Source organism: Streptomyces sp. NPDC101225 (assembly GCF_044767585.1).
In the GTDB taxonomy this organism is placed as follows: domain Bacteria; phylum Actinomycetota; class Actinomycetes; order Streptomycetales; family Streptomycetaceae; genus Streptomyces.
In genome coordinates this window covers 1-24,549 of record NZ_JBIWOE010000018.1, presented here as the reverse complement: position 1 = coordinate 24,549, position 24,549 = coordinate 1, and the positions used below count along the sequence as shown (strand labels likewise).

Annotated in this window: 26 protein-coding genes; 6 read left to right on the top strand and 20 right to left on the bottom strand. The window is 72.6% G+C overall.

Annotated elements, in window-relative coordinates:
• Nucleotides 1–49: 49 nt before the first annotated feature.
• From ACIRPX_RS24240 to ACIRPX_RS24230, 3 genes are all read right to left on the bottom strand, one after another.
• On the bottom strand, nucleotides 50–406 hold the full coding sequence (locus ACIRPX_RS24240) for a YciI family protein (protein WP_404198201.1): 357 nt from the start codon (nucleotides 404–406) through the stop codon (nucleotides 50–52).
• Nucleotides 407–563: 157 nt separating this feature from the next.
• On the bottom strand, nucleotides 564–1,562 hold the full coding sequence (locus ACIRPX_RS24235; RefSeq protein WP_404198528.1) for an LCP family protein: 999 nt from the start codon (nucleotides 1,560–1,562) through the stop codon (nucleotides 564–566).
• 300 nt (nucleotides 1,563–1,862) lie between these two features.
• Entirely contained in the window at nucleotides 1,863–2,927 is a 1,065-nt protein-coding gene (locus ACIRPX_RS24230) for a LacI family DNA-binding transcriptional regulator (protein ID WP_404198198.1), read from the bottom strand.
• 130 nt (nucleotides 2,928–3,057) lie between these two features.
• Between ACIRPX_RS24230 and ACIRPX_RS24225 the strand changes: the two genes are divergently transcribed.
• Together ACIRPX_RS24225 and ACIRPX_RS24220 are read left to right on the top strand one after the other, a co-directional pair.
• Entirely contained in the window at nucleotides 3,058–5,361 is a 2,304-nt protein-coding gene (locus ACIRPX_RS24225) for a glycoside hydrolase family 3 N-terminal domain-containing protein (protein WP_404198195.1), read from the top strand.
• A gap of 41 nt (nucleotides 5,362–5,402) precedes the next feature.
• Nucleotides 5,403–5,915: a hypothetical protein gene (locus tag ACIRPX_RS24220; protein WP_404198192.1), complete on the top strand. Its 513-nt coding sequence runs from the start codon at nucleotides 5,403–5,405 to the stop codon at nucleotides 5,913–5,915.
• Here the strand turns inward: ACIRPX_RS24220 and ACIRPX_RS24215 are convergent.
• From ACIRPX_RS24215 to tsaB, 4 genes are read right to left on the bottom strand one after another with little or no spacing between them, the layout of a single operon-like run.
• Nucleotides 5,866–6,123, bottom strand: a complete 258-nt coding sequence (locus ACIRPX_RS24215; protein WP_404198189.1) for a hypothetical protein — start codon at nucleotides 6,121–6,123, stop codon at nucleotides 5,866–5,868. The genes ACIRPX_RS24220 and ACIRPX_RS24215 overlap by 50 nt on opposite strands.
• Nucleotides 6,120–7,220, bottom strand: coding sequence for a tRNA (adenosine(37)-N6)-threonylcarbamoyltransferase complex transferase subunit TsaD (tsaD, locus tag ACIRPX_RS24210; protein ID WP_404198186.1), 1,101 nt, complete (start codon nucleotides 7,218–7,220; stop codon nucleotides 6,120–6,122). Before tsaD ends, ACIRPX_RS24215 begins: the two co-directional genes overlap by 4 nt.
• Nucleotides 7,213–7,722 carry a ribosomal protein S18-alanine N-acetyltransferase gene (gene rimI / locus ACIRPX_RS24205; RefSeq protein ID WP_404198183.1) on the bottom strand — a complete coding sequence of 170 codons (510 nt, stop codon included), beginning with the start codon at nucleotides 7,720–7,722 and terminating at the stop codon, nucleotides 7,213–7,215. The genes tsaD and rimI overlap by 8 nt, the downstream gene beginning before the upstream one ends.
• Nucleotides 7,719–8,375 (bottom strand): tRNA (adenosine(37)-N6)-threonylcarbamoyltransferase complex dimerization subunit type 1 TsaB, encoded by a 657-nt coding sequence (tsaB, locus tag ACIRPX_RS24200; RefSeq protein WP_404198180.1) that lies wholly within the window; start codon nucleotides 8,373–8,375, stop codon nucleotides 7,719–7,721. The genes rimI and tsaB overlap by 4 nt, the downstream gene beginning before the upstream one ends.
• Nucleotides 8,376–8,488: 113 nt before the next feature.
• Here tsaB and ACIRPX_RS24195 point away from each other — a divergent pair, with 113 nt between their 5' ends.
• Nucleotides 8,489–9,043 (top strand): hypothetical protein, encoded by a 555-nt coding sequence (locus tag ACIRPX_RS24195; protein WP_404198177.1) that lies wholly within the window; start codon nucleotides 8,489–8,491, stop codon nucleotides 9,041–9,043.
• A gap of 54 nt (nucleotides 9,044–9,097) precedes the next feature.
• Here ACIRPX_RS24195 and ACIRPX_RS24190 read toward each other — a convergent pair whose 3' ends face one another.
• From ACIRPX_RS24190 to glmS, 7 genes are all read right to left on the bottom strand, one after another.
• A complete protein-coding gene (locus ACIRPX_RS24190; protein WP_404198174.1) occupies nucleotides 9,098–9,271 on the bottom strand; it encodes a hypothetical protein in 174 nt (57 codons plus the stop codon).
• Nucleotides 9,272–9,437: 166 nt separating this feature from the next.
• Entirely contained in the window at nucleotides 9,438–9,950 is a 513-nt protein-coding gene (gene tsaE, locus ACIRPX_RS24185) for a tRNA (adenosine(37)-N6)-threonylcarbamoyltransferase complex ATPase subunit type 1 TsaE (RefSeq protein WP_404198172.1), read from the bottom strand.
• Nucleotides 9,916–11,157, bottom strand: coding sequence for an alpha/beta fold hydrolase (locus tag ACIRPX_RS24180; protein WP_404198170.1), 1,242 nt, complete (start codon nucleotides 11,155–11,157; stop codon nucleotides 9,916–9,918). The genes tsaE and ACIRPX_RS24180 overlap by 35 nt, the downstream gene beginning before the upstream one ends.
• Before the next feature lie 139 nt (nucleotides 11,158–11,296).
• Nucleotides 11,297–12,466: an alanine racemase gene (gene alr / locus ACIRPX_RS24175; protein WP_404198167.1), complete on the bottom strand. Its 1,170-nt coding sequence runs from the start codon at nucleotides 12,464–12,466 to the stop codon at nucleotides 11,297–11,299.
• A 107-nt stretch (nucleotides 12,467–12,573) separates the two neighbouring features.
• Nucleotides 12,574–14,097: an NAD(P)H-hydrate dehydratase gene (locus ACIRPX_RS24170; RefSeq protein WP_404198164.1), complete on the bottom strand. Its 1,524-nt coding sequence runs from the start codon at nucleotides 14,095–14,097 to the stop codon at nucleotides 12,574–12,576.
• Nucleotides 14,098–14,477: 380 nt separating this feature from the next.
• Entirely contained in the window at nucleotides 14,478–14,849 is a 372-nt protein-coding gene (locus ACIRPX_RS24165; RefSeq protein WP_404198162.1) for a holo-ACP synthase, read from the bottom strand.
• Nucleotides 14,850–14,885: 36 nt separating this feature from the next.
• On the bottom strand, nucleotides 14,886–16,733 hold the full coding sequence (gene glmS / locus ACIRPX_RS24160; protein WP_404198159.1) for a glutamine--fructose-6-phosphate transaminase (isomerizing): 1,848 nt from the start codon (nucleotides 16,731–16,733) through the stop codon (nucleotides 14,886–14,888).
• Nucleotides 16,734–16,896: 163 nt separating this feature from the next.
• Here glmS and coaA point away from each other — a divergent pair, with 163 nt between their 5' ends.
• Both coaA and ACIRPX_RS24150 read left to right on the top strand, forming a co-directional pair.
• The gene (gene coaA, locus ACIRPX_RS24155; RefSeq protein WP_404198157.1) at nucleotides 16,897–17,865 is read left to right on the top strand and encodes a type I pantothenate kinase; all 969 of its coding nucleotides are present in this window, start codon (nucleotides 16,897–16,899) and stop codon (nucleotides 17,863–17,865) included.
• A 64-nt stretch (nucleotides 17,866–17,929) separates the two neighbouring features.
• A complete protein-coding gene (locus ACIRPX_RS24150) occupies nucleotides 17,930–18,859 on the top strand; it encodes a DUF389 domain-containing protein (RefSeq protein WP_404198156.1) in 930 nt (309 codons plus the stop codon).
• A gap of 97 nt (nucleotides 18,860–18,956) precedes the next feature.
• On the opposite strand, the gene glmM is transcribed toward ACIRPX_RS24150, so the two are convergent.
• From glmM to rplM, 3 genes are all read right to left on the bottom strand, one after another.
• Nucleotides 18,957–20,315 (bottom strand): phosphoglucosamine mutase, encoded by a 1,359-nt coding sequence (glmM, locus tag ACIRPX_RS24145; RefSeq protein ID WP_404198153.1) that lies wholly within the window; start codon nucleotides 20,313–20,315, stop codon nucleotides 18,957–18,959.
• A 151-nt stretch (nucleotides 20,316–20,466) separates the two neighbouring features.
• Complete coding sequence (gene rpsI / locus ACIRPX_RS24140) at nucleotides 20,467–20,988, bottom strand: 30S ribosomal protein S9 (RefSeq protein ID WP_393864162.1); 522 nt, start codon at nucleotides 20,986–20,988, stop codon at nucleotides 20,467–20,469.
• Between the two features lie 42 nt (nucleotides 20,989–21,030).
• Nucleotides 21,031–21,474 (bottom strand): 50S ribosomal protein L13, encoded by a 444-nt coding sequence (gene rplM / locus ACIRPX_RS24135; protein WP_404198151.1) that lies wholly within the window; start codon nucleotides 21,472–21,474, stop codon nucleotides 21,031–21,033.
• Between the two features lie 333 nt (nucleotides 21,475–21,807).
• Between rplM and ACIRPX_RS24130 the strand changes: the two genes are divergently transcribed.
• The gene (locus ACIRPX_RS24130) at nucleotides 21,808–22,689 is read left to right on the top strand and encodes a hypothetical protein (RefSeq protein ID WP_404198148.1); all 882 of its coding nucleotides are present in this window, start codon (nucleotides 21,808–21,810) and stop codon (nucleotides 22,687–22,689) included.
• A gap of 26 nt (nucleotides 22,690–22,715) precedes the next feature.
• Here the strand turns inward: ACIRPX_RS24130 and truA are convergent, their stop codons facing one another.
• The 3 genes from truA to ACIRPX_RS24115 all read right to left on the bottom strand — a co-directional run.
• Entirely contained in the window at nucleotides 22,716–23,570 is an 855-nt protein-coding gene (truA, locus tag ACIRPX_RS24125; RefSeq protein WP_404198146.1) for a tRNA pseudouridine(38-40) synthase TruA, read from the bottom strand.
• Between the two features lie 88 nt (nucleotides 23,571–23,658).
• Nucleotides 23,659–24,159, bottom strand: a complete 501-nt coding sequence (gene rplQ, locus ACIRPX_RS24120; protein WP_404198143.1) for a 50S ribosomal protein L17 — start codon at nucleotides 24,157–24,159, stop codon at nucleotides 23,659–23,661.
• A 114-nt stretch (nucleotides 24,160–24,273) separates the two neighbouring features.
• On the bottom strand, nucleotides 24,274–24,549 hold a 276-nt coding region (locus ACIRPX_RS24115), incomplete at its 5' end, for a DNA-directed RNA polymerase subunit alpha C-terminal domain-containing protein (protein WP_404198140.1).

Here is a 24,549-nt window from a genome sequence, read left to right as displayed (position 1 = left end):
AGCCCTCCATTCGACACCGCTCCCGGCGCACGGCCAAGGAAGGGCGCCCCTAGCCCTCCGCGATCTCCCGGACCTCGCACGTCACGGTCCAGTGCTCCTCGTGGACCTTCAGGAACTTCTTCGTCCACTCCAGCGCCTCGGCCATGTCCTTGCACTGCATGATCGCGTAGCCGCCGACGACCTCCTTGGCCTCGGTGAAGGGCCCGTCGGTGACGGAGATCCGCCCGCCCTCCCAGTGCACCCGGGTGCCCTGCGCGGACGGCGTCAGCCCGGCGGTGTCGAGCATGACCCCCGCCTTGGTGACCTCCTCGATCAGCTCGCCCATGCGCTGCATCAGCTCCGGGCTCGGGCCCTCGGCGGGCGCGGTGGACTCGTCGATCTGCACGAGCGACAGGTAACGCGGCATGACTGCCTCCTCGGTCGGCGGGGGCCGGTCCTTCCCGGCCTCTCGCCTGTGCGTCGATCGGGACCCGGCCGGATCGACACACGCACCGGATTTCTTCGAAGAATTTTCCGGGGCGTACGTCCTTGCAGGTCACAGACGCCCGCCACGGACGACCGGGTCAGCGCAGCGACTTCCACAGCTCGCTCGCCGCCGGTTCCTTCGCCACCACGCGGTTGTGGTCCGAGGGGGCCGGCACCACCGGCATCATCACCGTCCTCACGTCGGCGGCGGACAGGCCCTTCAGGCTCCGGCCGAGGTCGACGAGTTCGCTCAGCGAGTCGAGGCCGGTGTCGGTGGTCAGGCTGCTGGTCACCGCCTCGGCGACCGTGTAGAGCCTGGCGGGGTCGGTGAACAGGTCGGTCGAGGAGATCTGTTCCAGCAGGGCTTTGACCAGCTTCTGCTGCAGCCCTATGCGGCCCAGGTCGCTGCCGTCGCCTATGCCGTGCCGGGTGCGGGCGAGGGCCAGGGCCTGGGTGCCGTCGAGTCTGCGGGTGCCCGCCTTGATGTGCAGGTGGCTGTCGTCGTCGTCGATGTCCTGGTCGAGCGTCACGGTGACGCCGCCCAGCGCGTCCACCAGCCGCGCGAACCCGGAGAAGTCGATCTCGACGTAGTGGTCCATGCGTACGTCCGTGATCGACTCGACGGTCTTGACCGCGCACACCGCCCCGCCCACCGAGTAGGCGCTGTTGAACATCGAGCCGTACGCCACCGCCGTCGACCCGCCGGACTTCAGCGGGCAGGACGGGCGCGTGACCAGGGTGTCGCGCGGGATGCTGACGACGGTGGCCTTCCTGCGGCCCGCGTCGATGTGCACCACCATCGCCGTGTCGGACCGGGCACCGGAGCTGTCGCCCCCGCCCAGCGCCTTGTTCTCCTTGCCGCTGCGCGAGTCCGAGCCCAGGACCAGGATGTTCAGCGAGCCGGTCGGGAGCGGGGAGGCGGAGGCGGACGCACCGGCGGACGGGCTCGTCACCGGCTTCGCCGGGCGGTCGTCGCCGAGTGCGTTGTTGATGTCCACGCTCTTGATGTTGCCGTTGAGGTGCCAGTACGCCCAGCCCGCCGCACCCGCGCCCAGCACCAGCAGGCCCGCCATGGTGAGGCCGGCGGCCTTCAGCACCGTCGACCGTCGGCCCCTGTATCTGCCCGCGTCGCCGTTCTCGTCGTGTCCCGTCACGGGCAGGAACGTAAGTCCGAATTATTAGGGGATTGTTAGGGACGGCAACGGGAAACGGAATTCTTCGGAGAATCTCACGTTTCTCATCCCCGGATCAGCTCCGGGATCAACTCCCGGAGCAACTCGGCGTCCCGGCGAGGGCGCCTCCGAAAGTTTCGGCCGTAGAACCGATTGACTTCGGGGCGGTGTGGGGCGTCCCGTCACAGCCGTCGGCACGGCCCCACAGCCCTCGCCACGGCCGCCCTAACGCACCGGCGGCGCCCCCGTGCTGCTGCGCACCACCAGGCTCGTGGCCAGCTCCACCCGGGTCGCCACCGGCGGCTGGTCCTGCCGCCCCAGGTCGAGCACCAGCTTGGCGGCCGCCTCCGCCATCTCGGTCAGCGGCTGCCGCACGGTCGTCAGCGGCGGTCCCACCCAGCGGGCGACCGGCAGGTCGTCGAAGCCGACCACGCTCAGGTCCTCCGGGATGCGCAGGCCCAGTTCGCGTGCGGCCTCGTAAAGGCCCAGCGCCTGAAGGTCGTTGAGGGCGAAGACCGCGGTGGGCCGGTCCGGGCGGCGCAGCAGCTCCAGCCCCTGCCGGTAGCCGGCCTCGTGATGGAAGTCGCCGGTCGCGATCAGGTCCGGGTCGACCGGGAGGCCCGCGGTCTCCAGGGCGGCCCGGTAGCCGTCGACACGGGCGCGGCTGCACATCATGCGGGACGGTCCGGTGACGGCACCGATACGGGTGTGGCCGAGGTCGACGAGGTGCCGGGTGGCGGCGAGCCCGCCCTGCCAGTTGGTCGCGCCGATCGAGGGGACGTCGACGCCGGGATCGCCGGCCGGGTCCATCACCACGAACGGGATGGAACGGCTGGTCAGCAGCGCACGCTGGGACTCGTCGAGCCCGCTCAGCACGAGGATCACGCCGTGCGGCCGGCGGGCGGCGACCTGGTCGGCCCAGGTGCGCCCCGGTGTCAGCCGCCCGGCGCTCTCGCTCAGCACGACACTCAGCCCCGCGTCCCGGGCGACGTTCTCCACGCCCCGGATGACCTCCATCGCCCACGCGCTCTCCAGCTCGTGGAAGACCAGGTCGATCAGGGGCGAGCGGCTGGCCTCGGCGCGGCGGCGCCGGTAGCCGTACGCCCGCAGCAGCTCCTCGACGCGGCTGCGGGTGGCCGGGGCCACATCCGCACGGCCGTTGAGGACCTTCGAAACAGTCGGCGCGGACACGCCGGCCTCACGGGCGATCTCGGCGAGTGTCGCGGTCTGCGCGGAGCGGCCCGCCGCCGGGGTTGTCGTCCGCGTTTGAGCGGGGTCCGGTGGTGTCATGGCGGCGATCGTATCCCTGCACGACCTCTTGACGAACCCTCCGGCCCGCCCTAGGTTCCCGGAACATTCGAGGTTAGTATCGAAACATTCGTGAGAGGCCTCGCCCCAACTCGACTAGAGCAGGAGTTTCATGACCATCGCGCCCTGGCGTGACCCCGCCCTGCCCGCCGCCTCCCGCGTCGACGACCTCCTCTCCCGGATGACCCTGGAGGAGAAGACCGCCCAGCTCTACGGCGTCTGGGTGGGCGCCGCCACGGACGGCGACGGAGTCGCCCCCCTGCAGTCGGAGATGACGGCCGCGTACGACTGGGACGAGCTGATCACGCACGGCCTGGGCCAGCTCACCCGCTCCTACGGCACCGCGCCCGTGGACCCGGCGCTGGGCGCGCAGGCCCTGGCCCAGGCCCAGCGCCGTATCGTCGCGGCCGGCCGCTTCGGCATCCCGGCCGTCGCCCACGAGGAGTGCCTGGCCGGCTTCACGGCCTGGGGTGCCACCGCGTATCCGGTGCCGCTCGCCTGGGGTGCCTCCTTCGACCCGGCCCTCGTCGAGGACATGGCCCGCCGCATCGGGGCCGACCTCCGCTCCGCGGGTGTCCACCAGGGCCTCGCCCCGGTCCTGGACGTCGTACGCGATCCGCGCTGGGGGCGGGTCGAGGAGACCATCGGGGAGGACCCGTACCTGGTCGGCACGATCGGCGCGGCCTACGTCCGGGGGCTGGAGTCCGCCGGAATCGTCGCCACGCTCAAGCACTTCGCCGGGTACGCCTCCTCGGCGGGCGCCCGCAACCTCGCCCCCGTCCGGGCGGGCGTCCGCGAGCTCGCGGACGTGACGCTGCCGCCGTTCGAGATGGCGCTGCGCGAGGGCGGTCCCCGTTCGGTCATGGCCGCCTACAACGACACGGACGGCATCCCGGCCTCCGCGGACCCGGGCCTGCTGACCGAACTCCTGCGGGAGCAGTGGGGGTTCACCGGCACGGTGGTCGCCGACTACTTCGGCATCGGCTTCCTGCAGACCCTGCACCGGGTGGCGGGCTCCCCCGCCGAGGCCGCGCACGCGGCGCTGGCGGCCGGCATCGATGTCGAACTGCCGACCCTCAAGTGCTACGGCACACCGCTGCTGGAGGCGGTGCGGGCGGGCGCGGTGCCCGAGTCGCTGGTCGACCGCGCGGCCCGCCGGGTCCTGCTGCAGAAGTGCGAGCTGGGTCTGCTGGACGAGGACTGGGACCCCGGGCCCGCCTCCGCGATCGACCTCGACTCGGCCGCGAACCGGGCGCTGGCGCGCCGGCTGGCCGAGGAGTCGGTGGTGCTCCTGGACAACCCGGACGGCACGCTGCCGCTCCCGCCCGACACCCGTGTCGCGGTGGTCGGGCCGCGGGCGGCCGACGCGCTGGCGATGCTCGGCTGCTACTCCTTCCCGTCCCATGTCCTGCCGCACCATCCCGACGTGGAGACGGGCGTGGAGATCCCGACCGTCCTGGAGGCGCTGCGCACCGAACTCCCGGACGCCAAGGTGACGTTCGCTCAGGGCTGCGACACCTCGGACCCGGACACCTCGGGCTTCGAGGAGGCGGTGGCGCGGACCGCCGAGGCGGACGTGTGCGTGGCCGTCCTGGGCGACCGGGCGGGCCTGTTCGGGCGGGGCACCTCGGGCGAGGGCTGCGACGCGACGGACCTGCGGCTGCCCGGCGTGCAGGCGGATCTGCTGGACGCCCTGGTCGCCACCGGGGTGCCCGTGGTCCTGGTCCTGCTGACCGGCCGCCCGTACGCGCTGGGGCGCTGGCAGGGCCGGCTGGCCGCCGCGGTCCAGGCGTTCTTCCCCGGGGAGGAGGGCGGTCCCGCGGTCGCGGGCGTGCTGTCCGGCAGGGTCAACCCCTCCGGCCGCCTGCCGGTGAGCGTCCCGCGTGACCCGGGAGGCCAGCCGTGGACGTACCTCCAGCCGCCGCTGGGCCTCGCGGGCGAGGTCAGCAATCTCGACCCGACCCCGCGGTACGCCTTCGGCCACGGCCGCTCGTACACGCACTTCGCCTGGGAGTCGGAGCCGGCCGAGGCGGAGATCGGCACGGACGGCTCGTACGACGTGTCGGTCACCGTCCGCAACACCGGCGGCCGCGCGGGCGCGGAGGTGGTGCAGCTGTATCTGCACGACCCGGTGGCCTCGGTGACCCGTCCGGACGTCCGGCTGATCGGCTACCGGCGGCTGGAACTGGAGCCCGGCGAGGCGGCCGAGGTCACCTTCCGCTTCCACGCCGACCTGTCCGCCTTCACGGACCGTTCCGGCGCGCGGGTGGTCGAACCCGGCGCCCTGGAACTACGGTTGGCGGCATCCAGCGCGGACGTACGGCACACGGCACGCCTGCACCTCACGGGACCGGTGAGGGTCCTCGGCACCGACCGGCGGCTGCGCTGCGAGACGGAGGTGTCTGCGGTGGGGTGACCCCCCGCGCCGGAGCGACGGGGGTTGCGATGATCCGGTACGTGCGCCACGAACTGATGGCCGCCGTCGCCCTGTTGACCGCCGCCGTGGCCGGTGTCGCGGTGGGGGTCTCCGTCGAGGGCGGCGCGTCGGTGCGGGCGGGGACGGTGGCGTGGGTGACCGCCGCCGCGCTCGTGTTCCTCGCGGCCTCGGTGCGGCTGCGGTCCTCCCGGCTCAAGTGGCTCGGAGACCTGCGGGAGTTCGAGGCCGCCGACCCGTTGCCGCGCGGCGGAGCGGACCGGCCCGACCACACCCTGCGCAAGGCGCTGCGGTTCTCCCTGTTCCTGCTGCCGAGCGTGGCCATCGGCCTGCTGGGGCTGCCGTCGGTGCTGCTGGTCGCCCTGGCCATGTCCCTGGACTGGATCGCCAAGGCGGCGGTGGCCGCCCGCTGGGAGCGGCGGACCGGCCGGCGTCTGTGGCTGGGCCACGACCCGGCCGATCCGAACCGGCTGTCCTACTCCCCCGTCACTCCGCCCCCGTCGACTCGAACCGCCACCGATGCACCGTCCGGGTGACCAGGTCGCCGTCCGGCTCGGGCAGTTCGGGCAGTTCGGCGTCGTAGGCCGCGTCCCACCAGGTGATGACGAGGACGCGGTCCCGCGGGGCGCGGAAGGTCTCCCGGCGCAGCGGCGCGGCCGGCAGCTCCTGGCCGCGCGCCCAGGCCAGCAGCTCCTCGCCCCGGCCCTCGGCCGCCCGCGCCTCCCACATCAACGCGACCGTCACGAGTAGAGGTTCTCTTCGCCGGCCTCGTGCACGTGGTCGTGGGGGTGGCCGGGCACGTGCGGGTCGGTCACCGGCAGCGAGGAGTCCGCCGACAGGTCCCAGCTCGACGCCGCGCGGTTGCGGGCGACCATCTCCGCGCCGAGCGCCGCCACCATCGCGCCGTTGTCGGTGCACAGCTTCGGGCGCGGCACCCGCAGCCGGATCCCGGCGGCCTCGCAGCGCTCCTGCGCGAGCGCCCGCAGCCGGGAGTTGGCGGCCACGCCGCCCCCGATCATCAGGTGGTCCACGCCCTCGTCCTTGCAGGCCCGTACGGCCTTGCGGGTCAGCACGTCGACGACCGCCTCCTGGAAGGACGCCGCCACGTCACGCACCGGCACCTCCTCCCCCGCCGCCCGCCTGGCCTCGATCCAGCGGGCCACGGCCGTCTTCAGACCGGAGAAGGAGAAGTCGTACGCCGCATCGCGCGGGCCGGTCAGACCGCGCGGGAACGCGATCGACGCCGGGTCGCCCTCGCGCGCGTACCGGTCGATGACCGGGCCGCCGGGGAAGCCGAGGTCCAGTACGCGTGCGATCTTGTCGAACGCCTCGCCGGCCGCGTCGTCGATGGTCGACCCCAGGGGCCGCACGTCCGAGGTGATGTCGGCCGACAGCAGCAGGGAGCTGTGCCCGCCGGACACCAGCAGCGCCATCGTGGGCTCGGGCAGCGCGCCGTGCTCCAGCTGGTCCACACAGATGTGTGACGCCAGGTGGTTGACGCCGTAGAGCGGCTTGCCGAGCGCGTAGGCGTACGCCTTCGCCGCCGAGACGCCGACCAGCAGGGCGCCGGCGAGCCCGGGACCCGCGGTGACCGCGATCCCGTCCAGGTCGCGGGCGCTGACCCCCGCGTCCTTCAGCGCGCGCTCGATCGTCGGCACCATCGCCTCCAGGTGGGCGCGGGAGGCGACCTCCGGGACGACACCGCCGAAGCGGGCGTGCTCGTCGACGCTGGACGCGACGGCGTCGGCCAGCAGCGTGGTGCCGCGGACGATGCCGACGCCGGTCTCGTCGCAGGAGGTCTCGATGCCGAGGACGAGCGGCTCGTCGCGTTGGTCAGCCATTGATCTCGGTTCCTTGTACGGAGGTTGCGGGGTCGGTCAGTCGCATGACCAGGGCGTCCACGTTCCCGGGCTGGTAGTAGCCGCGCCGGAACCCGATGGCCTCGAAGCCGAAGCGCTCGTACAGCTTCTGGGCCCGGATGTTGTCGATCCGGCACTCCAGCATCACTTCGGCGCACTCGAAGGCGGTGGCGGCCTTCAGCAGCTCGGTCAGCAGCAGCCCGCCGAGCCCCGTGCCCCACTGGTCGCGGGCGACGGCGATGGTCTGGATGTCGGCGAGGTCGCCGGAGCAGGCGACGCCCGCGTACCCGACCATCCGGCCGTCGGCGTTCTCGGCGACGAGGTAGCGGCGGGTCGCCCCGGGCCCGCGCGCATGGGCGAGTTCGGACCAGAACATGCCACGGGACCAGGCGTCCTCGGGGAAGAGCTCCTTCTCCAGCCCGAGCACGCGGTCGATGTCCCACCAGCGCATCTCGCGCAGCCGAGCGGTCACGGGTTCGGTCACTTGGGGGTGACCACCTTGTAGTTCCTGGGGACCTGGGCGTCCGGCCGGCGCAGGTACAGCGGCCGCGGCGCGGGCAGTTCCTCGCCGCGCTCCAGCCGCTCGACGGCCAGGCTCGCCAGCGAGGCGGCCGAGACGTGCTCCGGTTCGTGCACCGAGGGGAAGGTGCCGGGGTACAGCAGGGCGCCCGCGCCGACGGCGGGCACGCCGGCGACCTGGTCGGCGATGTCCGCGGGCCGGTCGACGGCCGGGTCGGTCAGGCGCGTACGGGAGTCGGCGTAGCGCGCCCAGTAGACCTCCTTGCGCCGGGCGTCGGTCGCCACGACGAACGGGCCTTCGGCGATGTCGGCCGCGTAGGCCAGGCCGTCCAGCGTGCACACGCCGTGCACGGGGACGCCGAGCGCGAGCCCGAAGGTGTCCGCGGTCATCAGTCCGACGCGCAGCCCGGTGTAGGGGCCGGGACCGATGCCCACGACGATGGCGGTGACGGCGTCGAGCCTGCGGCCTGCCTCGGCGAGCACCCGGTCGACGGCCGGCAGCAGCAGCTCGCCGTGCCGGCGGGCGTCCACCTGGCCGGCGGAGGCGATGACGTCCGTGCCGTCGTGCAGGGCGACGGTCACGGCAGGGGTTGCGGTATCCAGAGCGAGCAAGAGCACGCAAACAGCCTACGGCTCCCGCGCCTCCGGTATCGCCGCCCCGGTCGGGCGGGCGAGGGCTGCTACGGTCGCCGCAAGTACGGCGTACGACGTGATGGGTCAGGTGGGCGACGGTGCCAAGCAGCAGCTCCGGTTTCGTGTTCGGGCTCACCGCGGCCGCCCTCGCGGCGGTCGGCCTCCTGGGCCACCAGGCGCAGGCGACCCTGCCGGCCGCCCTCGCCGGACCGCGGGCGAACAGCTCACCGGCGGGCATCGCCTCCACGGCGCCCCGCGGCAAGGTGAGCCCCGACGTCCCGCCGCCCGGTTCCGGCGTCGGAGAACGCGTCGTGTACTCCACGGGTGCCCACCGCGTCTGGCTGGTGGGCGGGCGCAACGAGGTCACGCGCAGCTACCCGGTCACCCCCGGCAGCGTCGACCCGGCGCCCGGCGTCTACCGGGTCACGTCCCGCTCGAACTCGGTCGTCGGCACCGACGGCATCCCGATCGAGCACGTCGTGCGCTTCGCCGACGTCGACGGCGTGGCCGTCGGCTTCAGCGCGGCGGTCGGCAAGTCCTCGGGTCAGGCCGACCCCGGCGTCCGCACGGGCGGCATCCGCGAGTCCCGCGAGGACGGTACCGCGCTGTGGGAGTTCGCCACGATCGGCGCGCAGGTCGCCGTGATCCCCTAGGTGTATCGCCCTGGGAGGTCGGGGACGCGGCGGGCGGGATGTCCGCCACAGCGTCTAGGCGGCTTCCGGGCGCCTGGCCGGTGGTGCGGCCGGTTCGGGGTCCGGCAGGCGCGGTGGCGTGGAGACCGCGGTCGCCGCGGCGCACGAGGCCAGCAGGTCGCGCATGGTGACGCCGGCGGCGACGGCGTGGGGCTTGTGCTGCTGCTCGCTGCTCTCGGTGGCCGGCACGGACGCCTCCTGAGGACCGGGGGCGGGCGTAGTTAGGTAGACCTAACTACGAGCTGGGTACCATGTGACCACGCACAAGACAATGAATGCAACAGCTTGCCGACGTCTTGTCGGAACGTGCACGGAAATGAGCGGCTGCGCGCGGCCGTCCGGCGGACCGGGCGGCTCAGGCGGACAGGACGCTCAGGTCCGTCGCGGACCAGCGCGCGCCGAGCCCGCTCACCGTCACGTGCCGGACCTCGTCCGTCGTGTCCCCCACGGCCCGGTGGATCACGACGTTCAGCCGGTCCTCGGTCAGCCCCTCGACCTTGCCCTCGCCCCACTCCACGACGATCACCGAGTCGGTCAGCGAGACGTCGAGATCGAGGTCCTCCATCTCGTCGAGCCCGCCGGACAGGCGGTACGCGTCGGCGTGCACGAGCGGCGGTCCGTCGCCCAGGGACGGATGCACCCGGGCGATCACGAACGTCGGCGAGGTCACCGCGCCGCGGACGCCGAGCCCCTCGCCCAGCCCGCGCGTGAGCGTCGTCTTGCCCGCACCGAGCTCGCCGTTGAGCATCACGAGATCGCCGGCGCGCAGCAGTTTCGCGAGGCGGCGGCCCAGGTCCCGCATCTGCTCGGGGGAGGTGACGGTCAGCTCGGTCTCAGCCGGGCTGTGCGGTGCTGCTGGTGCTTCCATAGCCACCCACGGTAGCCCCTGCGGGCACTGCACCCGCACGGGTGAGCAGGTCGGCCAGCCGGTCGGTGACCACTTCCGGGTGTTCCAGCATGACCAGATGCCCGGCGTCCGGCACCAGCACCAGTTCCGCGTCCGGCAGCAGGTCGGCGATGGCCTCGCTGTGCTCGCTGGGGGTGACCAGGTCGCCGATCCCGGCCAGCACCAGCAGCGGCAGGTCCGCGAAGTGCCCCAGCGCCTCGGTCTTGTCGTGGTCGGTGAAGGCCGGGTAGAACTCGGCGACCACGTCGATCGGCGTGCCCTCGATCATCCGCTCGGCGAACCGCGCGACCGCCGGATCGACGTCCCGCGAGGCGAACGAGTACCGCTTGATGACCCCGGCGAACAGGTCGGCGGTCGCCCGCCGCCCCTTCTCCACCAGCGCGGCCTGCGTCCCGAGCGCCTTCAGCACTCCGGGCAGGACACGGCGCACGGCGTTGACGCCGGCCACGGGCAGCCCGAAGTTGACCTCGCCGAGCCGCCCGGACGACGTCCCCACGAGCGCCACGGCGACGACCCGGTCGCGGACGAGCTCGGGGTACTGGTCGGCCAGTGCCATCACCGTCATGCCGCCCATGGAGTGCCCGACGAGCACGATCGGCCCCTCCGGCACGGCGGCGTCGATCACGGCCTTCAGATCGCGCCCCAGCTGGTCGATGCTGACCGGCACGCCGTCCCGCGCCTGCTGCACGCCCCGCTCGGAGCGGCCGTGGCTGCGCTGGTCCCAGTGCACGGTCCGTACGACGCCCCGCAGCGCCGCGCGCTGGAAGTGCCAGGAGTCCTGGTTGAGGCAGTAGCCGTGGCTGAAGACGACGGTGACGGGCGCGGGAGCCTTCCGGCCGAACAGCCGCCGGCGGCGCGGGCCGAGCGCGGGCACGGCGGTGGGGTCGACGTCGTCGACCTCGTAGTACAGCTCGGTGCCGTCGTCGGCCGTGGCCTTGCCCGGGGTGCCGCGCAGCGACCCGTACGGTCCCGTCGAGTCGAGGGCCAGCCGGGCCTTCCTGCGCATGCCGCGGCCGACGGTGAGCCGCTCGATGGCGACACCCGCCGCGGCGCCCGCCGCGACCACGCCTATCGCGGCGCCGGCGATGCCGGTGGCTCTGCGCCAGTTGCCGGCCGCCCCCGTCGCGGTGGCGAGGGCCGTGACGGCCTCGGCACTGCTCTCGCTCACGTACCGCTCCTTCTCGCCTGACTGCTGTTGCCGTTTGGGTCGGATGGTGCAGGTGGTGTTCGTGCGATCCCGCTGGTGGCGGGTGGTGCGGGCCGCGCGGCTGCCGCGCTTCTCCCGGACCGCGGGGTCACTGTGCGGCCTACCCGCTTTGTTCCTCGTTCACATGGACGCGGGGAACGCGCTTTCCGATCCGCGTCACGATTTCGTAGGCGATGGTGCCCGCCGCCTGGGCCCAGTCCTCGGCGGTCGGTTCGCCGCGGTCGCCGGGCCCGAAGAGGACCGCCTCGGTGCCGACCGCGGGCTCGTCCCCGCCGAGGTCGACGACGAACTGGTCCATCGCGACCCGCCCCGCGACGGTCCGCCACTTCCCCCCGATCAGCACCGGGCCCGAGCCGGAGGCGTGCCGCGGGACGCCGTCGGCGTATCCGACCGGCACGAGTCCGAGGGTGGTGTCGCCGGGGGTGACGTAATGATGCCCGTAACTGACGCCGTGACCCCCCGGGACGTGCTTCACGAGCGCGAGGGACGCCGACAGCGTCATCACCGGCCGCAGCCCGAAGTCCGCCGAGGTGCCGACCTCGGGGCTCGGGGAGATGCCGTAGAGCGCGATCCCGGTCCGGACGAGGTCGAAATGGGCCTCGGGAAGGGTGAGCGTGGCGGGTGAGTTGGCGATGTGCCGCACCTCGGGGCGCACGCCCTGCCCCTCGGCGTGCGCCAGCATCCCGCGGAAGGTGGTGAGCTGGCGGGCGATGGAGGGGTGACCGGGTTCGTCGGCGCAGGCGAAGTGCGACCAGAGCCCGGTCACCCGGATCAGTCCCTCGGCCTCGGCCCGCAGGGCCGCCGCGACCAGCTCGGCCCAGTCCCCGCCCGGCTGGCAGCCGCCCCGCCCCAGGCCGGTGTCGGCCTTGAGCTGCACGCGCGCGGGCAGGCCGGCGCGGCGGGCGGCGTCCGTGACCTCCGCCAGGGCCCACAGGGCGCTCACCGAGACGTCGAGGTCGGCCTCGACGGCCTCCTGCCAGGGCCCGCCGGGCGTCCACAGCCAGCACATGATGCGTCCGGGCAGCCCGGCGGCCCGCAGCGCGAGGGCCTCCTCGGGCGTGGCGGTGCCCAGCCACGTGGCCCCCGCCGCGACGGCCGCCCGCGCGCACGGCACGGCCCCGTGGCCGTACCCGTCGGACTTGACCACGGCCATGAGGGCGGCGCCCGGCGCCAGGGCGCGCAGCGCGCGCACGTTGGAGCGCAGCGCGCCCAGGTCGATCTCGGCGCGGGCGCGCAGCGGCGCGGTCGGGGCAGCGGCTGTCTCAGTCATGGCAGCCCCAGTGTCGCAGAGGGGTCGGACAGCCTTGCGGTGCCGGTCCCGTGAAACTGCCGTGAGCTGCGGCGACGCACCGCGCGAACCCGGTGCCCGGCGCCTCGTCAGCCCCTTACATCCCGTACATCCCGTACATCCCGTACGTCCCGCCAGGCCGCGGGGATGGCCGCCGCCACGTCATGGGCGCCCGCCGGTGCGCCGTCGGCCGCGTAACGCCCCGCCAGGCCGTGCAGATAGGCCGCCGCGCTGCCCGCGTCCCGCGCCGGCAGCCCGGACGCCAGGAGCGATCCGGCCAGGCCCGACAGCACGTCGCCGCTGCCGGCCGTGGCCAGCCAGGGCGTGCCCGTGGCGTTCACCCGGACGGCGCCGCCCCGCGCGTCGGCGACGAGGGTGGTCGAGCCCTTGAGCAGCACGGTCGCCCCGTACCGCGAGGCGAGTTCGCGCACCCAGGTCAGGCGCGCCTCCTCGACGGTCTCCCGGGAGACGCCCAGCAGGGCGGCGGCCTCCCCGGCGTGAGGGGTCATCAGGGTGGGTGCCGTACGGGCCCGTACGGCGTCGGCGTCGGCGAGCCGCAGGCCGTCCGCGTCGATGAGCACCGGCACGTCGGACGAGAGCACCTCCCCCACGGCGGACGCGTCGTCCCCGGCCCCGGGCCCCACGACCCACGCCTGCACCCGCCCGGCGTGCTTCGGCCCCTGGTCCGACACGAGGGTCTCGGGAAACCGGGAGATCACCGCGTCCCCGGCGGGCCCGACGTAGCGCACGGCGCCCGCGCCGCCCCGCAGCGCCCCGGACACGGCGAGCACGGCGGCGCCGGGGTACCGGGCGGACCCGGCGGCGATGCCCACCACCCCGCGCCGGTACTTGTCGCTCTCCGCGGCGGGCACCGGCAGCAGCCGGGCCACGTCCGCGTGCTGCAGCGCCTCCAGTTCGGGCCGCTCGGGCAGTTCGGCCCCGAGCCCGATGTCGACGAGCCGCACGGAACCGGCGTACTCGCGCGCGGGGTCGATCAGCAGCCCCGGCTTGTGCGTCCCGAACGTGACGGTGAGGTCGGCCCGTACGGCCTCGCCGCTCACCTCCCCGGTGTCGGCGTCCACCCCGCTCGGCAGGTCCACCGCGACCACGGCGGCACGGGACTCGGCGGCGCAGGCCGCCAACTGCGCGGCCCCGGGCCGCAGTCCGCCCTTGCCGCCGATCCCCACGATGCCGTCGACGACGAGATCGGCCCGCAGGATCGCCTCCTCCACCGCGCCGACACCCGCCGCGGCGGCGGCACCGGCGGACCGGCCCGCGTCCCCGTCCGGGCCCGGTCCCGCGCCGGCCACCCGCCCGCCGGCCCGCAGCAGCGCCGCAAGCCCCGCGGCATGGGCCCGTTCGGGCGCGAGCAGCACGGCGGCGACCCCCGCTCCGCGCCGGGCGAGCCGGGCTCCGGCGTACAGGGCGTCGCCGCCGTTGTCGCCGCTGCCGACGAGCAGCACGACCCGGCTGCCGTACACCCGCCCGAGCAACTCCGCGCAGGCGGCGGCGAGCCCGGCGGCGGCGCGCTGCATCAGCGCCCCCTCGGGAAGCCGCGCCATCAGCGCCCGTTCGGCCGTCCTTACCGTCTCCACGCCGTAGGCAGTACGCATACGGTCGAGTCTCCCCCGATCCCCGCCCCGGCCGCACCCCCGCCCGTCCCTCGCCGTCTCCCACCATGGCGATCAGCGCCCCGTGCCGCGGCCGGCCCGCACGGCGTCCGCCGGCCGGCCGGTGGTCAGTGTCTCGGCCGTCAGCAGATCGACCACCGGGTCGACGCCCTTCACCACGAGCGCGTCGAACCGCGTCCCGAGAGGTTCCCCGTCCTCGCGCCCGACCGCGCGGGCGGCGTCCTCGTCGTCTGGCGGTCGGTGTGTCGCTGACCGACTGCTTCCGTGACGCGCTCGCCGCCTTCGGCAGGAGGCTGCTGGAGGACGTGGCCGTGGGGGTGGTCCGCGTCCGGGGACTTCCCCGGCCCGCCCGGGCCGGGGACTCACCCCTCGGCGACGACCACGGCCGAGGCGACCCCGGCGTCATGGCTGAGCGACACGTGCCAGGTCTTCACCCCGAGCTCCGCCGCCCGGGCCGCCACCGTGCCCTTCACCCGCAGCCGCGGCCGCCCGCTGTCCTCGACGTACACCTCGGCATCCGTCCACAGCAGCCCGGCCGGCGCCCCGAGGGCCTTGGCCAGGGCCTCCTTCGCGGCGAAGCGGGCGGCGAGTGAGGCCACACCCCGGCGCTCACCGCCGGCCAGCAGCAACTCACGGTCCACGAAGAGCCGTTGCGCCATGCCGGGCGTCCGCTTCAACGACGCCTCGAACCGATCGATCTCCGCCACGTCGATCCCGACGCCGATGATGCTCATGGCGAGCACCTTACGAGGTGATCGCCACCGGCAACCTCACTCCACCGTGACCGACTTGGCCAGATTCCGCGGCTGGTCCACCTCGTTCCCCCGTGCCGTCGCCAGTTCGCAGGCGAAGACCTGGAGGGGCACCGTGGCCACGAGCGGCTGGAGCAGGGTCGGGGTGAGGGGGGTCCGGATCAGATGGTCGGCGTAGGGCACGACCGCCTCGTCGCCCTCCTCCGCGATGACGATGGTGCGCGCTCCGCGGGCCCGGATCTCCTGGATGTTGGAGACGATCTTGTCGTGGAGCACGGACCGCCCCCGGGGCGAGGGCACCACGACCACGACCGGCATGTCGGCCTCGATCAGCGCGATCGGCCCGTGCTTCAACTCCCCCGCCGCGAAGCCCTCGGCGTGCATGTACGCCAGCTCCTTGAGCTTGAGCGCGCCCTCCAGGGCGACCGGGTGGCCGACGTGCCGCCCGAGGAACAGCACGGTGTTCTTGGCGGCGAGGGACCGCGCCAGCGCCCGGACCGGCTCCATGGTCTCCAGCACCCGCTCGACCGCGCCCGAGATCCGCGACAGGTCGCGGATGACCGCGCCGATCTCGTCACCCCACTGGGTGCCCCGCACCTGCCCGAGGTAGAGGGCGACGAGATAGCAGGCGACCAGCTGGGTGAGGAACGCCTTGGTCGAGGCGACCGCGACCTCCGGCCCGGCGTGCGTGTAGAGGACCGCGTCCGACTCGCGCGGGATCGTCGAACCGTTGGTGTTGCAGATCGCCAGCACGTGGGAGCCCTGCTCGCGGGCGTGCCGCACCGCCATCAGCGTGTCCATGGTCTCGCCGGACTGCGAGATCGCGATCACCAGCGACCGCGGCCCCAGGATCGGGTCCCGGTACCGGAACTCGCTCGCCAGCTCCACCTCGCACGGGATCCGCGTCCAGTGCTCGATGGCGTACTTGGCGATCATCCCGGCGTGGAAGGCCGTACCGCACGCGACCACGACGACCTTGTCGACCTCCCGCAGCACCCCGGCGGGGATCCGCACCTCGTCCAGCCGCAGCGAGCCCTCCTCGTCGATGCGCCCCAGCAGGGTGTCGGCGACCGCCTTGGGCTGCTCGGCGATCTCCTTGAGCATGAAGTAGTCGTAGCCGCCCTTCTCCGCGGCCGAGGCGTCCCAGTCGACGTGGTACGGCCGGGCGGTGGCGGGCCGGCCGTCGAACCCGGTCACCGTCGCCCCGTCCCGCCGCAGCTCGACGACCTGGTCCTGCCCCAGTTCGAGGGCCGAGCGCGTGTGCGCGATGAACGCGGCGACGTCCGAGGCGAGAAAGGCCTCGCCCTCTCCGATCCCCACCACCAGCGGCGAGTTCCGCCGCGCCCCCACCACCACGTCCGGGTCGTCCGCGTGCACGGCGACCAGCGTGAACGCCCCCTCCAGCCGGCGGCACACCAGCCGCATCGCCTCCGCGAGATCGGCGGTCGCGGAGAACTCCTCGGCGAGCAGATGCGCCACGACCTCGGTGTCGGTCTCGGAGGCCAGACGGTGCCCGCGCCCGGCCAGTTCGGCCCGCAGCGCCGCGAAGTTCTCGATGATCCCGTTGTGCACGACGGCGACGCGCCCCGCGTTGTCGAGATGGGGATGCGCGTTCACGTCCGTGGGCGCGCCGTGCGTGGCCCACCGGGTGTGCCCGATCCCCGTGCCCCCGGCCGGCAAAGGCCGCTCCTGCAGCTCCTTCTCCAGGTTGACGAGCTTCCCGGCCCGCTTCGCGGCCGCCAGACCGCCGTCCGCGAGCACCGAGACGCCCGCCGAGTCGTACCCCCGGTACTCCAGCCGCTTCAGCCCGGCCATGACGACCTCGAGCGCAGCCTGCGGCCCCACATATCCCACGATTCCGCACATGCGCCGCAGCCTACGGTCCGCAGCGTGAGGAAAAGAGGCGCTGCGTGCCCGAAATCGGAAATTCCCACCGTCGTACGACAGCGTCCGGCCAACGTGACACAGCCCACCCGCCGAGGCGTTCAAACTCCGTTAACAATGGAATGTGATCTCTCCGGTCTCCCCGATGCCCCGGAGCGCCCACCGGTCCAGGCCGGAGGCGACTCCCTACGTCGACCTCACCCGAGCCGAGTGGAGCGCGCTGCGCGAGAAGACGCCGCTGCCGCTCACCGCGGAGGAGGTCGAGAAGCTGCGTGGCCTCGGCGACGTGATCGACCTCGACGAGGTACGGGACATCTACCTCCCGCTGTCCCGGCTGCTGAACCTCTACATCGGCGCCACGGACGGCCTCCGGGGCGCCCTGAACACCTTTCTCGGCGAGCAGGGCTCCCAGTCCGGCACCCCCTTCGTCATAGGGGTCGCCGGTTCGGTGGCCGTGGGCAAGTCCACCGTCGCCCGTCTCCTGCGCGCCCTGCTCTCCCGCTGGCCCGAGCACCCGCGCGTGGAGCTGGTGACCACGGACGGCTTCCTGCTGCCCACCAAGGAGCTCCGGGCCCGCGGCCTGATGTCACGCAAGGGCTTCCCCGAGTCCTACGACCGCCGCGCCCTCACCCGCTTCGTCGCCGACATCAAGGCCGGCAAGGACGAGGTGACCGCCCCCGTCTACTCGCACCTGATCTACGACATCGTCCCGGACCGCAAGCTCTCCGTCCGCCGCCCCGACATCCTCATCGTCGAGGGCCTGAACGTGCTGCAGCCCGCGCTCCCCGGCAAGGACGGCCGCACCCGCGTCGGCCTCGCCGACTACTTCGACTTCAGCGTCTACGTCGACGCCCGCGCCGAGGACATCGAGCGCTGGTACCTCAACCGCTTCCGCAAGCTGCGCGAGACGGCCTTCCAGAACCCGTCCTCGTACTTCCGCAAGTACACGCAGGTCTCCGAGGACGAGGCGCTCGACTACGCCCGCACGATGTGGCGCACCATCAACAAGCCCAATCTGGTGGAGAACATCGCGCCCACCCGCGGCCGCGCCACCCTGGTCCTGCGCAAGGGCCCGGACCACAAGGTCCAGCGGCTCAGCCTGCGCAAACTGTGACCGCTGGTGCTGTGGCCGCGAGCTTCCCGGTGAACCGTCCCGGTCACAGCACTAGCCTGCCCCCATGCTGCATCTGCGCCTGATCACGCCGTCCGGCACGACCGACGACGTGGTCCGTCTGCTGGAGCGGACGGTCGGCACCGCGCACCTGGTCGTCCTGCCCGGCGTCGCCCGGGATCCCGCGGGCGACCTTGTGCTGTGCGACGTCGCACGCGAGGCCGGTGACGAACTCATCAGCACGCTGCGGGGGTTGGGGCTGGACGAGACGGGTTCGATCACCGTCGAGGACATCGACCTGACCCTGTCCCGGCGGGCCGACCAGGCCGAGGAGAACGCGCCCGGCGAGGGGGTGGACGCGGTGCTGTGGGAGGGGCTGGCGGAGGCGACCCACGAGGAGTCGACGCTCTCGGTCACCTACGTCGCCTTCATCACGCTGGCCACGATGATCGCGTCCTGCGGTGTCGTACTGGACAACGCGATCCTGATCGTGGGCGCGATGGCGGTCGGACCGGAGTTCGGGCCGCTCGCCGGCATCTGCACCGCGATCGTGCAGCGCGCCCCGCGTCTGGCGCTGCGCTCGCTGATCGCACTGCTGGTGGGCTTCGCCGCGGCGATGGCGGTCACCGTGGGCTTCAGCCTCTTCATGGACGCCGTCGGCCTGTTCACCAAGGCCCAGTTGGAGGCGGGGCGTCCCAACACGGGATTCGTCTACGCCCCGGACTGGTTCTCGTTCGTCGTGGCGCTCCTCGCCGGAGCGGCGGGCACCCTCTCCCTGACGTCCGCCAAGTCGGGTGCCCTGGTGGGCGTCGCCATCTCCGTGACGACGGTCCCGGCCGCCGCGAACGCCGCTGTGGCCCTGATCTACAGCGACGCCAACCAGGCGGCCCGCTCAACGGAACAGCTCCTGCTGAACCTGCTGGGCATCGTCCTCGCGGGCACGCTCACCCTGCTCGCCCAGAAGTACTTCTGGAAGCGGGCACGGCAACACGTGTAGGGGCGCGGGGAACCGCGCGAGAAGACGCGGCGGACCCACGGCCCCGCCACGCGCGGATCCCCCCGCCCCGAACCCGGCCGGTGCCGTGGCCGGGGCCCTAGCCCAGCGCGGACTTCACCGCATCGGCAAGCCGCCCGGCGACGGACCGCGCCTGGTCGATGTCCGCCGCCTCCACCATGACGCGCACCAGCGGCTCGGTGCCCGACGGCCGCAGCAGCACCCGTCCCGTGGAGCCGAGTTCACGCTCCGCCTCGGTGACCGCCGCGGCCAGCTCCGCGGAGGTCCGCACCCGCGACTTGTCCACGTCCGGCACATTGATCAGCACCTGCGGCAGCCGCTCCATGACCCCCGCGAGATCCCGCAGCGTCCGGCCGGTCTCGGCGACCCGAGCCGCCAGCAGCAGCCCGGTCAGCGTGCCGTCCCCGGTGGTCGCGTGGTCGAGGATGATCACGTGCCCGGACTGCTCGCCGCCTAGCGCGAACCCGTGCTCCTTCATCTCCTCCAGGACGTACCGGTCGCCGACCGCCGTCTGGATCAGGTGCAGCCCCTCGCGCTCCAGCGCCAGCTTGAAGCCCAGGTTGGACATCACCGTGGCGACCACCGTGTCCGAGCGCAGCGCGGAACGCTCCCGCATGGCCAGCGCCAGGACGGCCAGGATCTGGTCGCCGTCGATCTCCGCACCGGTGTGGTCCACGGCCAGGCACCGGTCCGCGTCGCCGTCGTGCGCGACGCCGAGGTGCGCGCCGTGCTCGACGACGGCGGCCTTCAGCTTGTCCAGATGGGTCGAGCCGCAGCCGTCGTTGATGTTGAGCCCGTCCGGCTCGGCACCGATCGTGATCACCTCGGCGCCGGCCCGCGAGAACGCCTCCGGCGAGACCCGCGCGGCCGCGCCGTGCGCCTCGTCGAGGACGATCTTCAGCCCGTCAAGACGGTTCGGCAGCACGGCGATGAGGTGGGCGACGTACTGGTCGAACCCCTCGTCGTAGGAGCGCACCCGCCCCACGCCCGAACCCGTGGGCCGCTGCCAGGGCTCACCGTGCCGGTGCGACTCGTACACGGACTCGATGCGGTCCTCGAGCTCGTCGGCGAGCTTGTGGCCGCCCCGGGCGAAGAACTTGATGCCGTTGTCGGGCATGGCGTTGTGGCTCGCGGAGAGCATCACGCCGAGGTCCGCGCCGAGCGCGCCGGTGAGGTACGCCACCGCGGGCGTCGGCAGCACGCCCACCCGCAGGACGTCCACGCCCGCGCTGGCCAGGCCGGCGACCATGGCGGCCTCCAGGAACTCCCCGGACGCGCGCGGATCCCGTCCGACGACCGCCGTCGGCCGGTGGCCCTCGAAGGTGCCCGCCTCGGCGAGTACGTGCGCCGCCGCCACGGAGAGGCCGAGCGCCATCTCCGCCGTCAGGTCCGCATTGGCGACGCCGCGCACGCCGTCCGTGCCGAAGAGTCGTCCCACTGTGGTGTCCTCCGAATTGCTGAAGAGAGTGCGGCTCACTCCCAAGTACATCCCCTGAGACTGTCCGGGGACGGTAGGGGTTGTGTAAACGAACCGCCCCGGCGGCACAATCCGTGCGGCCGGGGCGATTGTTGCGGAACAGCGGACGCGATCAGCGCTTGCTGTACTGCGGGGCCTTGCGGGCCTTCTTGAGACCGGCCTTCTTGCGCTCGACCGCACGGTCGTCGCGCTTGAGGAAGCCGGCCTTCTTGAGCGGGCCGCGGTTGTTGTCGACGTCGGCCTCGTTCAGCGCGCGGGCGACACCGAGACGGAGCGCACCGGCCTGACCCGAGACGCCGCCACCCGCGATGCGGGCGATGACGTCGTAGCGGCCCTCGAGCTCGAGGACCTTGAAGGGCTCGTTGACTTCCTGCTGGTGCACCTTGTTGGGGAAGTAGTCCTCAAGGGTGCGACCGTTGATCTTCCACTTGCCGCTGCCCGGGACGATCCGGACGCGGGCGATGGCGTTCTTGCGACGGCCCAGGCCGGCGGCCGGCTGCGGGTCGCCGAAGCGGGACGCCATGGACTCCGACGTGTACTCGCCCTCGACGGGCACGTCGGACTCGGTGGTGTAGCTCTCGATGTCGACGATCTCTTCGCCCTCGACGGGCGTCTCGACGGTGGTCTCGGCCACGATGCTCCTCAGCTTCTCTTCAGTCTTAGGGGGTGGCCGGACTTACTGCGCGACCTGGGTGATCTCGAACGGCACCGGCTGCTGGGCAGCGTGCGGGTGCTGGTCGCCCGAGTAGACCTTCAGCTTGGTGAGCATCTGACGGCCCAGGGAGTTCTTGGGGAGCATGCCCTTGACGGCCTTCTCGATGGCCTTCTCGGGGTTCTTCTCGAGCAGCTCGTCGTAGCGGACGGAGCGCAGACCACCCGGGTAGCCGGAGTGGCGGTACGCCATCTTCTGGGTCCGCTTGTTGCCGGACAGGTGCACCTTGTCGGCGTTGACGATGATGACGAAGTCACCGGTGTCGACGTGAGGGGCGTAGATCGGCTTGTGCTTGCCCCGCAGGAGGGACGCGGCGGTGGTGGCGAGACGACCCAGGACAACGTCCTGAGCGTCGATGACATGCCACTGGCGCGTCACATCGCCGGGCTTGGGGCTGTACGTACGCACGGTTCGTAGCCTTCGCTTCGAGTGAATGGTCCTGAACAGGTCACCGAAACGATCACGACAGCCTGGACCGCACGGCGGCGACGCATACCGCGTAGTGGGGTCGCTGGTCATCGGCCCGGTGGACCGGTGTAAGGGCCCGTCCCGTGAGAATGAGCAAGCCAATACACAACGAAGAAGCAGGATACCGGTGTGCACCCGGAAGGGTCAAAACGAGCCCGGCCGAACCGGTCGGCACGCCGGTCCGGCCACAATGTACGGCAGTGCCGGAAAGGTCCCCGGGCAGCCCGCCGGAGGCACACCGGCACCTCCCACCCCCCGTCTAAGATGCGCCCCATGAGCTATGGGCAGCAGGGGGGACCCCCGTCCCAGTGGGACCCCTGGAAACCAAACTCCCAGCAGCCGTGGAACAGCGGCGGGGACAGCCACACTCCGGACTGGGCAGCGCTCGCGGAGGCGTCGGAGACGCGCAACCGGAGGCGCCGGCTGCTGTTCATCGGCGGTGGCGTGCTCGCCACCGTCGCGATAGGCACCGCCGTCGCCATGGCCGTGGTGTCGGCGAACGGCAGCAACAAGGCGTCCGGCCAACCGAGCAACGCACCGGCCGGCGGCACCATCCCGAGCAGCAGCGCGACGGCCCCGTCCTTCGCGCCGACCAGCGCCCCGCCCCCGCTGGACCCCAAGGAGTTCATCTCCAGCAAGACCAAGGACACCGCGCCGCTCGGCGTGGAGACCTTCTTCCCGGGCACGCAGCTGACCATGGGCTCGACCGTGTACAAGAAGGGCGCGACGGCCGACACCAAGAACTGCGCCTCGGCCGCCGAGGGAAGCCTTCCGAAGGTGCTCACGGCCGACGGGTGCACCCGCCTGCTGCGCGCGACCTACACCAAGGGCGGCGTCGCGGTGACCGTCGGCGTGGCCGTCTTCGACAGCGAGGCGCAGGCCACCAAGGCCAAGGGCCAGGCCGACGACAAGAGCCTCGTGCAGGCGCTCGCCGGCAAGGGCGTGAAGCCCTTCTGCAACGCCGCGACCTGCCGCACGACCACCAACTCCTACGGCCGCTACGCCTACTTCACCACGACCGGCTTCACCAGCGGCAAGGACGTCACCAAGGCGGACACCCAGGCGTTCACGGCCGGCGACGACCTGGCCGAGTTCGCCTTCCGCCAGATCCGCAGGCGTGGCGAGGCCCAGGCCTCGGCCGCGGCGGCCGGCTAGGGGGCCTCGCCAGAGTCCCCGGCGGATCAGCAGCAGCCGGCACCCGGCAGCGAGCGCTTGTTGCGCGCCTCCTTGTTGCGCGCGGCGAGCAGCTCGTCGGCCGGGTAGCCGACCTCCTCCAGCGTCAGCCCGTGCGGCCGTACGACATGAACGGCCGAATCCCGTACGCCGGCGGCGAGCACCTTGCCCGGCCAGTCCGGCGCGCGGTGCCCGTCCCCCACGAACAGCAGCGCGCCGATCAGCGAGCGCACCATGTTGTGGCAGAAGGCGTCGGCCCGCACGGTCGCGGTGACGATCCCGTCGTCCCCGCGCACCAGGCTCAGCCGCTGCAGCGTGCGGATGGTGGTCGCGCCCTCCCGCTTCTTGCAGTAGGCGGCGAAGTCGTGCTCCCCCAGCAGCCGTTCGGCAGCCTCGTTCATGGCGTCGACGTCGAGCGGCCAGTCGTGCCACAGGACGTGGTGGCGCAGCAGCGGATCGACCCCGCCGGGGTTGTCGGTGACGCGGTAGGCGTACCGCCGCCAGACCGCCGAGAACCGGGCGTTGAAACCGCCGGGCGCCTCCCGCAGGGCCCACACCCGCACATCCCTGGGCAGCCGCCCGGCAAGCCGCTTCAGCAGCTTCTCGTGATGCTCCCGCCACACCGCCTCCGGCAGGTCCACATGCGCGACCTGCCCCCGCGCGTGCACCCCCGCGTCGGTGCGCCCGGCGACCGTCAGCTCATAGGTCTCGCGCGACCGGGTCACGGTCCGCAGGGCGTCCTCGATCTCCCCCTGCACGGTCCGGCGCCCCCCGGCCTGCTTGGCCCACCCGGAGAACTCGCTCCCGTCGTAGGAGAGATCGAGACGGACGCGGACGTAACCGGGCTGCACTTCGTCACTCACCCGTAGATCCTCTCAGCGCTGTGTCCCGTTCAAAACGTGGAACGGGCCCGCCCCGGAGGGCGGACCCGTTCACTGCAAGGCAGAACGCTCAGGCGTCCTTGGACTCCTCGACGGCGTCCTCGACGACCTCGTCGGACGTGGCCTCGACGGCCTCGTCCTGCTTGAGGGCGTCTTCCTTGACCGCACGCTTGGTGGCGGCCTCGGCCTCGCCGGTGGCCTGCTGCGCGACCGTCAGCGCCTCGACCAGCTCGATGACGGCCATGGGCGCGTTGTCGCCACGGCGGTTACCGATCTTGGTGATGCGGGTGTAGCCACCCGGACGGTTCTCGTAGCGCGGGCCGATCTCGGTGAAGAGCGTGTGGACCACGCTCTTGTCCGTGATGACCTGCAGCACCTGGCGGCGGTTGTGAAGGTCGCCCTTCTTCGCCTTGGTGACCAGACGCTCGGCGTACGGGCGCAGGCGGCGGGCCTTCGCCTCGGTGGTGGTGATACGGCCGTGCTCGAAGAGCGCCTTCGCGAGGTTCGCGAGGAGGAGCTTCTCGTGCGCGGCGCTGCCGCCCAGACGGGCACCCTTGGTGGGCTTCGGCATTTCTTTCTCCTGTGTGTCTGCCCCGGCCGTGTCAGGTACCGGGGTCAGTATCCGAGCGGGCGGTTGCCCGTCGGAGATCCGGGGCCCACTGGCGCGGACCCCGGAAGCAGAAACTCAGTACTGCTCGGTCTCGACGAACCCGGCGTCCGCGTCGTCGTCGGCGCCGAAGGCGTCGGCGGCGGCGGTCGGGTCGAATCCGGGCGGGCTGTCCTTCAGGGCCAGACCCATGCCGGCCAGCTTCGCCTTGACCTCGTCGATCGACTTCGCACCGAAGTTGCGGATGTCGAGCAGGTCCGCCTCGGAGCGGGCGACGAGCTCACCCACGGAGTGGATGCCCTCGCGCTTGAGGCAGTTGTAGGAGCGGACCGTGAGCTCCAGCTCCTCGATCGG